This is a genomic window from Deinococcus arboris, assembly GCF_009755355.1.
Classification (GTDB): domain Bacteria; phylum Deinococcota; class Deinococci; order Deinococcales; family Deinococcaceae; genus Deinococcus; species Deinococcus betulae.
On sequence record NZ_WQLB01000013.1, the window covers coordinates 68,912 to 82,121 of the forward strand.

Annotated in this window: 15 protein-coding genes and 2 tRNA genes; 11 read left to right on the forward strand and 6 right to left on the reverse strand. The window is 67.6% G+C overall.

Annotated elements, in window-relative coordinates; genetic code table 11:
- The first annotated feature begins 1 nt into the window (after position 1).
- The 9 genes from GO986_RS11220 (at position 2) to fabF (ending at position 7,050) form a co-directional block, all read left to right on the forward strand.
- Positions 2-78 (forward strand) — tRNA-His (locus GO986_RS11220).
- A gap of 80 nt (positions 79-158) precedes the next feature.
- Positions 159-244, forward strand: a tRNA-Leu gene (locus GO986_RS11225).
- 237 nt (positions 245-481) lie between these two features.
- Positions 482-1,834 (forward strand): trigger factor, encoded by a 1,353-nt coding sequence (gene tig / locus GO986_RS11230; protein WP_157459394.1) that lies wholly within the window; start codon positions 482-484, stop codon positions 1,832-1,834.
- 121 nt (positions 1,835-1,955) lie between these two features.
- Entirely contained in the window at positions 1,956-3,014 is a 1,059-nt protein-coding gene (locus tag GO986_RS11235) for a beta-ketoacyl-ACP synthase III (RefSeq protein ID WP_157459395.1), read from the forward strand.
- On the forward strand, positions 3,011-3,928 hold the full coding sequence (fabD, locus tag GO986_RS11240) for an ACP S-malonyltransferase (protein WP_157459396.1): 918 nt from the start codon (positions 3,011-3,013) through the stop codon (positions 3,926-3,928). The genes GO986_RS11235 and fabD overlap by 4 nt, the downstream gene beginning before the upstream one ends.
- Complete coding sequence (locus GO986_RS11245) at positions 3,925-4,449, forward strand: DinB family protein (protein ID WP_157459397.1); 525 nt, start codon at positions 3,925-3,927, stop codon at positions 4,447-4,449. The genes fabD and GO986_RS11245 overlap by 4 nt, the downstream gene beginning before the upstream one ends.
- Entirely contained in the window at positions 4,446-5,207 is a 762-nt protein-coding gene (fabG, locus tag GO986_RS11250) for a 3-oxoacyl-[acyl-carrier-protein] reductase (RefSeq protein ID WP_157459398.1), read from the forward strand. Before GO986_RS11245 ends, fabG begins: the two co-directional genes overlap by 4 nt.
- 265 nt (positions 5,208-5,472) lie before the next feature.
- On the forward strand, positions 5,473-5,703 hold the full coding sequence (gene acpP / locus GO986_RS11255) for an acyl carrier protein (protein WP_157459399.1): 231 nt from the start codon (positions 5,473-5,475) through the stop codon (positions 5,701-5,703).
- A gap of 102 nt (positions 5,704-5,805) precedes the next feature.
- A complete protein-coding gene (gene fabF, locus GO986_RS11260) occupies positions 5,806-7,050 on the forward strand; it encodes a beta-ketoacyl-ACP synthase II (RefSeq protein WP_157459400.1) in 1,245 nt (414 codons plus the stop codon).
- 56 nt (positions 7,051-7,106) lie between these two features.
- On the opposite strand, the gene GO986_RS11265 is transcribed toward fabF, so the two are convergent.
- From GO986_RS11265 to GO986_RS11290, 6 genes are all read right to left on the reverse strand, one after another.
- On the reverse strand, positions 7,107-7,619 hold the full coding sequence (locus GO986_RS11265; protein ID WP_157459401.1) for a hypothetical protein: 513 nt from the start codon (positions 7,617-7,619) through the stop codon (positions 7,107-7,109).
- A 69-nt stretch (positions 7,620-7,688) separates the two neighbouring features.
- The gene (locus GO986_RS11270; RefSeq protein ID WP_157459402.1) at positions 7,689-8,363 is read right to left on the reverse strand and encodes an ankyrin repeat domain-containing protein; all 675 of its coding nucleotides are present in this window, start codon (positions 8,361-8,363) and stop codon (positions 7,689-7,691) included.
- Between the two features lie 60 nt (positions 8,364-8,423).
- On the reverse strand, positions 8,424-9,593 hold the full coding sequence (locus tag GO986_RS11275; protein WP_157459403.1) for an acetyl-CoA C-acetyltransferase: 1,170 nt from the start codon (positions 9,591-9,593) through the stop codon (positions 8,424-8,426).
- Positions 9,594-9,602: 9 nt separating this feature from the next.
- Positions 9,603-10,010 (reverse strand): DoxX family protein, encoded by a 408-nt coding sequence (locus tag GO986_RS11280; RefSeq protein ID WP_157459404.1) that lies wholly within the window; start codon positions 10,008-10,010, stop codon positions 9,603-9,605.
- A 255-nt stretch (positions 10,011-10,265) separates the two neighbouring features.
- Positions 10,266-10,490, reverse strand: coding sequence for a hypothetical protein (locus GO986_RS22585; RefSeq protein ID WP_198170607.1), 225 nt, complete (start codon positions 10,488-10,490; stop codon positions 10,266-10,268).
- Positions 10,491-10,564: 74 nt separating this feature from the next.
- Positions 10,565-11,071 (reverse strand): GNAT family N-acetyltransferase, encoded by a 507-nt coding sequence (locus GO986_RS11290; RefSeq protein WP_369409320.1) that lies wholly within the window; start codon positions 11,069-11,071, stop codon positions 10,565-10,567.
- Positions 11,072-11,241: 170 nt separating this feature from the next.
- Between GO986_RS11290 and GO986_RS11295 the strand changes: the two genes are divergently transcribed.
- A complete protein-coding gene (locus GO986_RS11295; protein WP_157459405.1) occupies positions 11,242-11,994 on the forward strand; it encodes a metallophosphoesterase family protein in 753 nt (250 codons plus the stop codon).
- Positions 11,995-12,012: 18 nt separating this feature from the next.
- Positions 12,013-13,089 (forward strand): hypothetical protein, encoded by a 1,077-nt coding sequence (locus tag GO986_RS11300; RefSeq protein WP_232337751.1) that lies wholly within the window; start codon positions 12,013-12,015, stop codon positions 13,087-13,089.
- Positions 13,090-13,210: the final 121 nt, after the last annotated feature.

Genomic DNA, 13,210 nt, shown 5'->3' on the forward strand with positions numbered 1-13,210 from the left:
GGTGGGTTTAGCTCAGTCGGTTAGAGCGCCGCTCTGTGGAAGCGGAGGTCGTGGGTTCAAATCCCATAATCCACCCCAGCCGCCCGGCCCCAGGTTTCGCGCCTGGGGCCGGCGCTTTCTTCAGCAGGCACCCACAAGTGTCAGGCAGGCAACCGTGTGCGGGGATGGCGGAATTGGTAGACGCACCAGACTTAGGATCTGGTTCCCGTAGGGAGTGAGGGTTCAAGTCCCTTTCCTCGCACCACACAGCAAAAGAGGCGGCCCTGAACTCCTTTGTTCAGGGCCGCGCCTCTGTCTGCGCCTGCCGCTGCAAATGCACTATGATGCTCGGCGGCATGCCGCGCGCCTGTCCCTCCCCTGGGCACGGCCGCGGCACGGCAGAAGAATCAAGAGGTAATGCGCCTGCCGGCCCTGCCTGGTGCCCTCCGTCGAGCTGGAGGAGGGTCTGGGCAGCCGGAACGCGGCGCAGACGGGAGACCCAATGGCAGAGCTGATGAGCAGAGAAGGCAACAAGGTGGAATTCAAGGTCACGGTGCCCGCCGCCGAAGTGAACCGTGCATATGACCAGGTGTGGGCCGGCCTGGCGCGCGACGTGCGCGTGCCTGGCTTCCGCCCCGGCAAGGCGCCGCGCAAGGTCATCGAAGGCCGTGTGGGCAAGGGCTACGTCGAGCAGGAAGTGCGTGACCGCCTGCTGCAGACCCACTACACCCAGGCCGCCCGCGAACTGAAGCTGAGCCTGGTGGACGCCACCATTGACCCCCAGACCCTGCAAAGTGGGCAGTCCTTTGAATTCATGGTCAAGGGCGAAACCTACCCTGAAGTCAAACTGGCCGACTGGAGCGGGCTGCAGCTCAGCGCCGCCGCACCCGAAATCACGGACGAGGTGCTGGAGCGCACCCTCAGCGACCTGCGCGAGCGCAACGCCACCTTCGAGAGCGCCGAGCGCCCCATCGAGGCCAGCGATCAGGTCACCATCGAAGAAGAGGGCGAGGACGGCGGCAGCTACCCCGTCTACCTCGACGTGGCCGAGGCCCATGTGCGTGACGCCCTGCTGGGCAAGACCAAGGGCGACACCGTGACCATCACGGTGCCCGCGCACAGCCACGGCGACCATGAACACCCCGAGCACACCGTCACGGTCACGGTGGTGGACGTGAAGACCAAGCAGCTGCAGGAGCTGAACGACGAGTTCGCCAGCAGCCTGAACTTTGATTCGCTGGAGCGTCTGCGCACCGACCTGAAAGCCGAACTGGAGCGCCGCGCGCAGCAGGAAGGCGACGCCGGCCGCCGCGAAGAGTTCATCACGGCGCTGGTGGACGGCATGGAAGCCGATATTCCCCAGGCGCTGCTGGACCGCCGCCGCGAGTCCATGATGGAAGAAATCAAGGACGACCTGGGCCGCCAGGGCGTCAAGTGGGACGAGTACGAGAGCTTCATGCAGGAGCAGGGCAAGCTGGACGACTTCCTGGCTGACCTGAGCAAGAACGCCGAGACCCGCGTGAAGCGCGACCTGGTGCTGGAGCGCCTGGCCGAGGACCTGAAAGTGCAGGTCAGCGACGCCGAGTTCAACCAGACCATGAACGCGCTGGCTCAGGCCAACGGCCTGAGCGCCGCCGAGCTGAGCAAGCAGCTGGGGCCGAACGGCATCAACTCGTACTACATCAGCCTGACCCGCGAGAAGGGCCTTCAGCAGGCCATGACGCAGCTGGCCGGTGGCCAGAGCGAGCAGGCCAGCACCGCCGAAGCCAACACGGCTGAAGCGAGTGCGGAGCCAGCCGCACCTGAATCGGCCGGCACCGAGGCGACCGAGCAGGCGGACATCACCGAAAGCTAAGCGGCTGTGGCCGGACCGGGGAAGCGTGCAGGTGGCGCTTCCCCGGTTTCTTTTGGTCCTTGCCACAAACTCTGGACTCGATTCATTGAACGGGCGTTCAAAGAATGTTACGGTGGGTGACATGAGTGATCCTTCTGTCGCGGCCCTGACGGCCCGGCCCAGCCTGGGCGTCACGGCGCTGGGCACCTACGCCCCCGAACGCGTGGTGCCCAACAGTGAATTTGAAACCCGCATGGACACGACGGCCGAGTGGATCGAGTCGCGCACCGGCATCCGCGAGCGTCGCTTTGCTGGGCCCGACCAGTACACCAGCGACCTGGGTGTGCTGGCCGTGCGCGACCTGCTGCGGCGCGACCCGGACGCCCTGCGCGAGGTGGACGCCGTGATCTGCGCCACCGTCAGCCCCGACGCCCTGATGCCCTCTACGGCCGCCCTCATTGCCATGCAGGTGGGCCTGGTGGGTGCGGCGGCCTTTGACCTGAGCACTGCGTGCAGCGGCTTTGTGTACGGCCTGAGCGTGGCCCAGGGCCTGATCCTGGCGGGCAGCGCCCGGCGCGTCCTGGTGGTGGGCGCCGAGGCCCTGAGTAAAATCGTGGACCCGAACGACCGCAACACCGCCATTCTGTTTGGGGACGGCGCGGGCGCGGCGGTGGTCGGGCCGGTGCCCGACGGCTACGGCTTTCAGGAATTTGTGCTGGGCGCCGACGGCAATGGGGGCGCCAGCCTGTACCTGCGCTGCGTGGCGCCGCGCCTGCCAGGCGGCTTTGAGATGTCCCAGTCGGTCGGCATGAATGGCCGTGAGGTGTTCAAGTTCGCCGTGCGGGTGCTGGGTGAAAGCGGCACCCAGGCGCTGGCCAAGAGCGGCCTGACGAGTGCCGACGTGGACTGGGTGATTCCTCATCAGGCCAACGTGCGCATTATCGAGGCCGCGATGGAGCGTTTTGGCCTGCCCATGAGCAAGGCCACCGTGAACCTGGACCGCTACGGCAACACCAGTTCGGCCACGGTGCCGCTGGTGATGCGTGAGGCCATTGACGACGGCCGCATTCAGGATGGCCAGCAGCTGCTGCTGATTGCCTTTGGCGGCGGCCTGTCGTGGGTGGCCGGCACTATGAAGTGGTGGGCAGGGGCGCCCAGCCTGCATTCCCGCACCCCTGAAGAAGTGGGGGCCTGGGCATGACGCCAGACGTAAAAATCGCCGCCCTCTTTCCAGGCCAGGGGTCGCACGCCGTGGGTATGGGGGCTGACCTGGCGGCCACCTTCCCCGAGGCGGCCGAGGTCTACGCCCAGGCTGACGCGGTGCTGCCCGGCCTGCGCGCCCTGATAGAAACCGGGCCGCTGGACGACCTGACCCTGACCGCCAACCAGCAGCCGGCCCTGGTGGCGGCGTCGGTGGCGGCCTACCGGGCGTGGCGGGCCCACACCGGCCTGACCCCCGCCTTCGCGGCGGGGCACTCGCTGGGTGAATACTCCGCGCTGGTGGCAGCCGACGCCCTGAGCCTGGGAGACGCCCTGCGCCTGACCCGTCAGCGAGGCGAGCTGATGCAGGCGGCGGTGCCCGTGGGCGAGGGCGCCATGAGCGCCGTGATGGGCGACCCGGCTGTGGTGCAGGAGGTCTGCGCCGCACACGCTGGGGTGCAGCCTGCCAACTTCAATGCCCCCACCCAGACCGTGATTTCGGGAACTCGGGCGGCGGTCGAGGCGGCCGGCGCCGAGCTGAAGGCGCGCGGCCTGAAGGCCATTCCGCTCAAGGTCAGCGCGCCCTTTCACTGCGCCCTGATGGACCCGGCAGCGCAGGGCCTGGCGCCCGCCCTGCACACCGTCCGGTACGCGCCGCCGGCTTTTCCGGTGTACGCCAACGTGACCGCTCAGCCCACCACCGACGCGGCCCCGCTGCCGGACCTGCTGACCCGGCAAATCACGGGTGCCGTGCGCTGGGTCGAGACGATTGAGGCGCTGGCGGCGACCGGTGCCGAGGTCTTTATCGAGTTTGGCCCGGGTAAGGTGCTGACTGGTCTGGTGGGGCGCATCCTGCCGGGCGCCCGCACCCTCAACGTGGGCACAGTGGAGCAGGTCCAGAGCTTTTCTCTGTGAGCCGCGACGAGCTGCGGCAGGCTCTGGCGGCGCGCACCGAGGAAGTGGCCGCGGTTGTTGAAGCCCTGGAGACGGAGGCTTTCTCCCGTGGGAGCGCTGAGCAGTGGTCGCCCGCTCATCACCTGGACCACCTGACCCGGTCGCACAAAGTGCTGGCGATGGCGCTGTCCATGCCGCGGGACCGTTTTGGGTGGGGGACCCGCCCGGTAGGAACGCCAGGGCAAGCCTACGACGCCCTCAGAAACGAGTATCTGCGGCGCTTGCGTGAGCAGGGCGTCAAGGCCACAGGCCGCTTTGTGCCGGAGCCGCATGGCGCGCCGCATGAGCAGCTAGACCAGTACCGCCAGTCCGTCGACTTGCTGACTCATCACCTTATGGCCTATGTGAACGAGGCTGAACTGGACACGGCCACCCTGCCCCACCCGGTCCTGGGAGAGCTGAGTGTGCGTGAGCTGCTCCTCTTTACGCTGTACCACAACGAACATCATCTTCGCGGCCTGACCGCACAGGAGCCCCTATGACCGACCTGTCTACCCCGCCTTCCCGCAAAGTCGCCCTGGTCACGGGCAGCAGCCGGGGGCTTGGCCGCGCTATGGCCCTGGGCCTGGCCCGCGCCGGCTTTGACGTGGCCGTGCATTACGGCCGCAATGCCGCCGAGGCCGAGGCGGTGGCCGCCGAGGCCCGTCAGAGTGGCGCCCGCGCCGAGGTCTACGGCGCCGACCTGACCGTCCCCGCCAACGCCGGAACACTGGTAGAAACGGTGATCAAGGAGATGGGCCGACTGGACGTGCTGGTCAACAACGCCGGCATCACCCGCGATACGCTGGCCATTCGCATGAAAGACGAGGACTGGGACGTGGTGCTGCAGACCAACCTCTCCAGCGCCTTTGTGGCCTGCCGCGCCGCCATTAAACACATGATGCGGGCACGGGCCGGGCGGATTATCAACGTGGCGTCGGTGGTGGGCCTGACGGGCAATCCGGGACAGGCCAACTACGTGGCCAGCAAGGCGGGCCTGATTGGCCTGACCAAGGCACTCGCCAAGGAGTACGGCGGGCGCGGCATTACTGTGAACGCCATCGCCCCTGGCTTTATCCAGAGCGACATGACGGCGCAACTGCCAGACAACGTGCAGCAGGCGTACCTGGGCAGTATTCCCCTGTCCCGCTTTGGTCAGCCTGAAGAGGTCGCGTCTCTGGTGGCCTTTCTGGCCAGTGACGGCGCCGCGTACATCACGGGGCAGACGATCGGGGTAGACGGTGGCCTGAATCCTCACTGAGCAGTCTGAACAGTGAAGGATTGATGGAGAAGGGCCAGAGGACGGCTTCAAAGATAACCTTTGCCGTCCTAACAGCTCAAAACTACGTCGAGGACGCCCAGAAAGCCCTCTGGTGTACCGGGATTGGCCGTCAGGGCCGGGCAGGACCAGCCACCGCCTCTTCCTGTTGACCCCTCTTCCCTTGAACTCCGTTCAAAGCCCCGGCCCCTTTTGGCGCGCCGCGTGTAGACTGGCGCAGACTTCAGCACGCAGGAGGTATGAATTTATGGCGACTTTTGACGATGTGAAAGACGTGATTGTGGACAAGCTGGGTGTGGACGCCGACAAGGTGAGCCCCGAGGCGCGCTTTGTGGAAGACCTGGGCGCCGACAGCCTGGAAACCGTGGAACTGATCATGGGCCTGGAAGACAAGTTCGGGATCACGATCAGTGACGAGGACGCCGAGGGCATCCGTACGGTGCAAAAAGCCGTCGAGTACATCGAAAGCAAGCAGTAAACCCGCCTGTTTTCCCTGAACAGGGACAAGCAGCGAGGACGTGAGGCGGGACGCGGCGCTTGGGTGCCGTTTCCCGCCTCCGATTCATCAGGAGGCACACAGATGGGCGTTTCAGGACTCAAGCGGGTGGTGATTACAGGGCTGGGACCGGTCACGCCCATTGGGGTGGGGGCAGGCGCCTTTGCAGAGGCCCAGCGCGCGGGCCAAAGCGGCATTGCGACCATCACGCGCTTTGACCCGGCCGACGTGGCCAGCAAGATTGCCGGAGAGGTCAAGGGTGACCTGGCGGCCTATGTCGACCCCCGCGAGGCCCGTAAGCTTGACCGCTACGTGCAGCTCGCTCTGGCCGGCGCGGCGCTGGCAGTGCAGGACAGTGGGCTCAGTGAAGAAGAACTGCGCGGTGAACGCACCGGTACCCTGCTGGGCAGCGGTATTGGCGGCGTCAAGACCTTTGAAGACCAGGCCGGGATTCTGCATTCGCGTGGCGCGGGGCGCATCAGCCCGATGTTCATCCCCATGCAGATTGCCAACATGGCGACCGGGCATGTGGCGATGCAGTACGGCGCCACTGGCCCCAGCAGCACGGTGGTGACGGCCTGCGCCACGGGCACGGGCGCGATTGGCGACGCGGCGCGCTACATCCAGCTGGGCCTGGCCGACACCATGATTGCGGGCGGCAGCGAGGCGGCCATCACGCCGATTGCCATCGGCGGCTTTTCCAACATGAAGGCCCTGTCCACCCGTAACGACGAACCCGAACTTGCCAGCCGGCCCTTTTCTGCCACCCGCGACGGTTTCGTGCTGGGCGAAGGTGCGGGCGTGGTGATCCTTGAAGAGTACGAGAAGGCCAAGGCGCGCGGCGCGACCATCTACGCCGAGGTGGTGGGCTACGGCACCAGCGCGGACGCCCATCACATCACCATGCCGGCGCCCGAAGGCCGGGGGGCCCAGGTCGCCATGCGCATGGCCCTGGCCACCGCTGGCGTAAACCCTGATCAGGTGGGTTACATCAACGCGCACGGCACCAGCACGTACTTTAACGACCTGCACGAAACCCAGGGCATCAAGGCGGTGTTTGGCGACCAGGCGGCCAAGCTGGCCATCAGCTCTACCAAGAGCATGACCGGGCACCTGCTGGGCGCGGCAGGAGCCATTGAGGCGATTGCGGTGGCGCAGGCACTCAAGGAAGGCATTCTGCCGCCCACCATTAACCTGACCGACCCAGACCCCGCGTTGGACCTGGATTACATCCCCGAGGGGGCCCGCGAGGCCCAGGTGGAGTACGCCCTAAGCAACTCGTTTGCCTTTGGCGGCCAGAACGCGGCCCTGCTGTTCAAGCGGGTGTAAGGACCAAGAAAGCCGCGTCCAGTGATCGAGCTGGGCGCGGCTGTCCTGTTTTAGCTTCAGAAGCTCCGGTCACCGTCGCCGTGCACCTGATGCTGTAATTCGCTGGTCTCGCCGGAGGGCAGGTCGCCGGGGCGCTGGCTGACGTGGGGCGGGCCTTTCTCGCTGGGGGGCGTGTAGCCAGGGTTGGGGTCAATGCTGCTCAGGCGGGCTTCGGTGGCCGTGGCGGTCGAAGCGTTGATGCCCAGGCCAGAGGAAGGCACCAGGGCGTCCAGATGCTCGCCGCCGAGGCCTGCAACCGTCTGGGCGCCGGCAAATTCGGCGTCCTGGGGTTCGTGTTCCATAGCCACTACGTCGCGCGTGGCGAGGTGGTCAAATTGCCCCGTGACTTCACGCGCGCTGGGCACCTCCACGGGCACGTACTTGCCCTCGTCTGCGCTACTGACATGGTCGTCAGCCGGCGTGGTGGTGTAGACCGTCTGGGCATGGTCCTTGGGGTCGGGGGTCTCGAAGCCGGTCTGCACGTTCGTGACAGCCAGCTCGCTTGGGGGATCGTGGCGGTCGTTGCTCATGCGTTCAGTGTGCGCCTGTGGCGCTTGCCCCTGCCTTCGGGCTTTCTTGAGGCACTCCGGCAGGAATCTTCAGGAATCTGCCAGGCGCCCGGCCAGGGCCGCGTGCCCTTCCTCGCGCGCAAAATCGGCGGCCCGGCGGCCATCGGCGGTGGTGACCCCAGCGTCGGCCCCGTGTGACTGCAAGAAGGCCACCAGCTCACTGTCCCCGTTCTGGGCAGCGGCCATCAGGGGCGTGAAGTCGTCCTGCTGCGCGGCGTTCACGTCGGCCCCGGCCATGACGAGCGCGCGGGCCAGGGCGGCGTGGCGTCCCGCCACCGCCGAATGCAGCGGCTGGACCCGCATGGCGTTCTGACTGACAGCGTTTATGTCAGCGCCGCGCATCAGCAGCAGTTCGGCGGCCTCGGCGCGGCCAAAAAACGCGGCCAGCCCCAGCGGCGAAAAGCCGTCGGGACTGACCCGGTGGGCGGCCTCGGGGTCGACGTCCAGGGCGTTTTGCAGCGCCGGGACGTTGCCCACCGCCGCCGCCTCGAACACCGTCAGCGGGGCGCCTTCATCCAGCAGCACCAGCGCCATCTCGTGGCGGCCGTAATAGGTGGCGAACAGGACCGGCGAGACGCCCATGGGGCTGGGGGCTGTCAGCAGCGCCGGGTCAGCGCGCACCAGCTCGCGCAGCAGCGCGGCGTCCTGCGTCTTGATGGCCAGAAACAGGGCCGCTTCCTGGTCGGTGGGGGCGTGGTCAGTCATGGACCAAGGCTAACGGCCCGCCCGGTCAAGACCAAGCGGGGCCGCCCTGGCCATACAGGGTTACTGGGCGCGCACCACCACGGCAATGCCCATGCCGCCGCCGATGCACAGGCTGGCCACGCCGGTTTCTTTGCCCAGGCGCCGCAGCTGGTGAATCAGGGTGACCAGCACGCGCGCCCCGCTGGCACCGATGGGGTGCCCCAGCGCCACGGCGCCGCCCGTCACGTTCACCCGCGCGGGGTCGGCCCCCAGGTCGCGCACCACGGCCAGCGACTGGGCGGCGAAGGCCTCGTTCAGCTCGAACAGGTCCACGTCGCTGACGCTCAGGCCGGCGCGGTCCAGGGCAATCGGCACCGCCTTAGCGGGTCCAATGCCCATGACGGCGGGGTCCACGCCGATGGCGGCGTAACTGGCGACCTCAGCCAGCACCGGCAGGCCGTGGGCCTGGGCGTAGGCCTCGCTGGCAATCAGCAGCATGGCCGCGCCGTCGTTGATGCCGCTGGCATTGCCGGCCGTCACGGTGCCGTCTTTTTTAAAGGCGGGTTTCAGCTTTGCCAGCGCTTCGGCCGAGGTGGCGCGGGGGTACTCGTCGCTGGCAAAAGTCGTGGGGCCTTTCTTGCCCGGCACTTCCACGCTGACCAGTTCATCGGCAAAGAAGTTGCCGGCCAGGGCGGCGGCGGCGCGGGTCTGACTCTCCAGGGCGAAAGCGTCTTGGTCCTCGCGGCTCAGCTGCCACTGCGCGGCGATGGTCTCGGCAGTGATGCCCATGTGGTAGCCGCCGAACACATCGGTCAGGCCGTCACTGATGATGGAATCCAGGGCCTGGGCGTGGCCCAGACGGTAGCCCTCGCGGGCGCGGGGCAGCAGGTACGGCGCGCGGCTCATGGATTCGGTGCCGCCGGCCAGATACAGCTGCCCGTCTCCGGCCCGGATGCCCTGCGCCGCGCTGACCACGGCTTGCAGGCCGCTGCCACACACCCGGTTGACCGTCAGGCCCGGCACGTCGTGGGGCAGACCCGCGCCAATGCCAATCTGGCGGGCCACGTTCATGCCCTGCCCCGCCTGAAGGACGTTGCCCACAATCACGTCGGCAATGTCTGCGCCGTCCACGCCCTCCAGCACCGCCCTAGCTGCTGTGACGCCCAGGTCAGCGGCCGACACGTCCTTCAGACTGCCCATAAAGTTGCCAATCGGCGTGCGCCGCGCCGCCACAATCACCAGTTTGCTCATGCCCGGAGTCTAACGGGCGTTAGGCACGAGCGGGGTGTACTGGCCTGGTGACCGCCGGCCCGCCCGCCAGACAGCCCACATCAGCAGCGGTTGCAGGGGCAGGCGGCCCCAGGCCACCGCCGGGCTGACCTGAAACCGGTCGCTGTGCTGCGCCATGTAGACGTTGGCCGGAAACACCGCGACCAGCAGGGCCAGCAGCCACCATCGGGCCGCTGGCCGGGTCGCCGGGTGCAGCAGCCCCAGCCCGCCCAGAATCTCGGCCGCGCCGCTCAGCAGCGTGGCGGCGCGTGGCCCGAGGGGCACCCACGGCGGCACGATCCGGTCAAAGGGCTTTGGGGCCAGAAAGTGCAGCGTTCCAGCCACGATAAAAACGGTGGCCAGCAGCAGCACCGCAGGGGGGACTTGGCGGGCGTTCATGCCGCTCAACCTGTCACACGAGGGGCCTCGGTTCCGTGACCCAGGCGGGAGATTGCTGGCCAACGCGGGCTCTGGCGAGCCTCTACTGCTCTTCTAGGTGGTCTTCAGGTCCGCTGAACTCGTGGAGAGGCGCACCAACGGAGAGGAGCCCAGAGAGGCAACGAGCAAGCGCTTGAGACGGCGTGGCCTGGACCGAATCCCTCTGCTAGACCAAAAAAGAAGGAGCGCACCGGCTCCTTCTCCTTTCTGCTCAGGTTAGCCCTGCTTGGTGGCTGGAACCTGGCGCGCTTCTTCGCGGTCGCGCAGTTCCTTGTCGCTCAGGCCGTCGTCATTGTTGCGGGGGGCCATTGCCTCGCGGTCGTTGGCGCTTTTGAACGAAGGCTGGTTGTCGTGCTCGATCTCGTGGACTTCCTTCTTGTTGCGGTCATAGTCCTGGGGCTGGCTGGTGTGGCCCTTGTTCTTGTCGTCTTTGTCTGGCATGGCTTCAGGCTGACAGGCGGGCCACACAGAAACCCCGGAAGGACGTAAACAGCCGTTCAGAGATGAAGCGAGCCTCAAGCGGGCGCGGCGAACACCAGCACGCGCGGCGAGGTGCCGTCTGCTTCCCGCCAGCCGCCCTGGGCGCTGCCCAGCTGCCTCCAGCCCCCGCGCCGGTACAGGGCAATGGCTGGGGCGCTGCGCTCGTTGACCTGCAAGATGGCCTGGGCGCCGGCCTGCCGGGCCTGCGCCGCCGCGTGCCCCAGCAGCGCGCGGGCCACCCCCAGCCCCTGAGCGGCTGGCGTGACGAACAGCCGCTTGACCTCCAGATACGGCCCCGGCACGGTGACGGCCGCCAGCCAGTCGGGGGCCGGACTGCTCAGAGGAGAAAGCACCACCTGCCCCACGCTTTGCCCGCCCAGGCACGCCACCCAGCCGTCGCCGCGCCCGGCCACAAAGGTCTGCGGGTCATCTGGCCACAGGGAGGGGTAGCTCTGGGCTTCGTGTACGGCGCGCAGGGCCGCCACGAGTGCAGGCAGGTCACTGTCTTGCCGGGGGCGCAGGGTCAGGGCAGAGGAGACCACCCGGCCACTCTAGCCCCTCTGTTCTCCTGGGGCTGGGGGGTTTCAGAGTCCAGCAGGCGGCCCCGATGCAAAGTGGCTGTGGTGAGAACTGGGGTGACTGGTGCCAGGTCAGGGCCATTGACCCTTAGGTTCTCTCCGAGGTTTGCGGGGGTGCGCTACGCTGCTCGTTGATGCGGCTGGCGATTCTGGGAGACGTGCATGGCAACGCTTTTGCCCTGGCAGCAGTGCTGGCTGACATTCAGCGCCATGCGCCCGACCTGACCGTCAATCTGGGCGACCAGGCCGAGGGCAGCGCCGACCCTGCCCGCGCCCTGGCTCTGCAGGCCGAGCTGGCGGCCGGGGGCGCCCTAGAGGTCCGCGGCAACAACGAGGAGAAACTGTGGCCGGGCGGGCGGCGCTCGCCGCTTTCTCTGGCTTACGGGGCGTGGCTGGCTGCTCAGACGCCGCCCGGAGCCCTGACCCGTATCGCGGGCCTGCCGTTAGAAGCCCGCGCCCTGGACGGCGCTGTCTACGCCTGTCACGGCACGCCGCACAGTGCCTGGGAAAGCCTGCTGTGGGTCTGGGACCCGGCTGGCTTCTACCGCGCCCGCGAACCGCGAGACCTGCGCGCACTGGTTGAGCCTCTAGGTGCTGAGGTCGTGCTGTGCGGGCACACCCACCGCGCCGGGGCGACACGGGTCGGCGACACCCTGGTCGTCAATGCGGGCGCCGTCAGCGATCAGGTGGACGGCGACCCCCGCGCCCGCTGGACCCGGCTGGACCAGGTGGGCGGCGCCTGGCAGATCAGTTTTCACGCGGTGGCCTATGACATTGAAGCGGCGGTGGCCTGGTCCTGCGCCCACACCCCCTTTGGCGAGGGCGAGGCGAAGTTGCTGCGCACCGGCACGATGGACGGGCGCGGGGACGGTGAGGCTGCGGGCTAAGCGCGCTACGCTGGGACCATGCGAATGCGGCAGTGGGCGGCGGTGGCAACGGTCATGGCCCTGGGGTGGGCCGGGGCGCAGACCTGCGGCGGAACAGAGGGCCTGCCTAGTGGCGTCAAGCCAGGCGTCTTCCGGGGCACGGTGGGCGGTCTGCCCGTGGCGCTGCACCTGAATCCAGCAGGCGAGAGTGGGTATTTCTACGAGCGCCGAAACCTCGACCTGTGGCTGGAGGTGCGCCGCAGCGGCGCCACCCTGATACTGGAAGAAACGGTGCGCCGGGCCCTGGCCGAGCCGGCCGTGGTCACGGGCTGCTTTGCCCTGACCCCCACAGCTGGCGGTTTGCAGGGCACCTGGCGCGCGCCGGGCAAGGCGGCCCTTCTCGTCAGGCTGACGCGCGCAGACCTGAGCAAGGTGCCCCTCAACCTGCCCAGCTCGCCTGGATTGCTGGCCCTGCGCGCCGAGGACCCGCTGGCGTTCTTGAAGCTGAACCGCGCGTGGGTGAAATCAGCGGATGGCCGCAGCGTCCGTGAGCCCCTGAGCCGCCTGACCTACCCGCGCCTGCCCGGCGCCAGCGCGGGGCTGAATGCCGCCCTGCAAGACCGGCAGTTAAAGCACGCGGCGGCGGCCCTGGCCTGCCGCGCCGCCTTGCCCGAAGACCTGCAAATCACCGAGGGCTATGACTTTGGGGCGGCCGTGACGCTACAGGGCGCGCGGCTGGTCAGCGTGCAGGAGTCGGTGTCGTACTACTGTGGCGGCGCCTATCCTGATGCCTACACCGAAGGGCTGATTCTGGACCGCGCCACTGGACAGCCGGTGCCTGTCAGCGCCATCTGGCCCAAGTTGACCCCGGCCCGGCAAAAGGTGCTGCACCTGAAGGCCCTGAACAGTCGCCTGGACCCTGAATGTCTGGAGGTGCTGCAAGGTGCCGGCCCATCCTTCACGGCCCACCTGACCGCGACTGGCCTGGCCCTGACCCCCTCGGGCCTGCCGCATGTGGTGGCGGCGTGCGCTGAGACGGCCACCCTGCCCTACGCCACCCTGCGCGCCGAGGCCAACATGGCGTCGGTCTATGCCCAGAGTCTGTACGCCAGATAAGACTCGGGTTCAATCACCTGGGGGCAGCGGTTTGCTTCCAACGAAGCGAAGGGAAGAGACAGCGGGCTGACGGGCGTAGAGGGTGTCCTCCAGTCCTGTTCCGCTGTGTTGGGGTGACAGA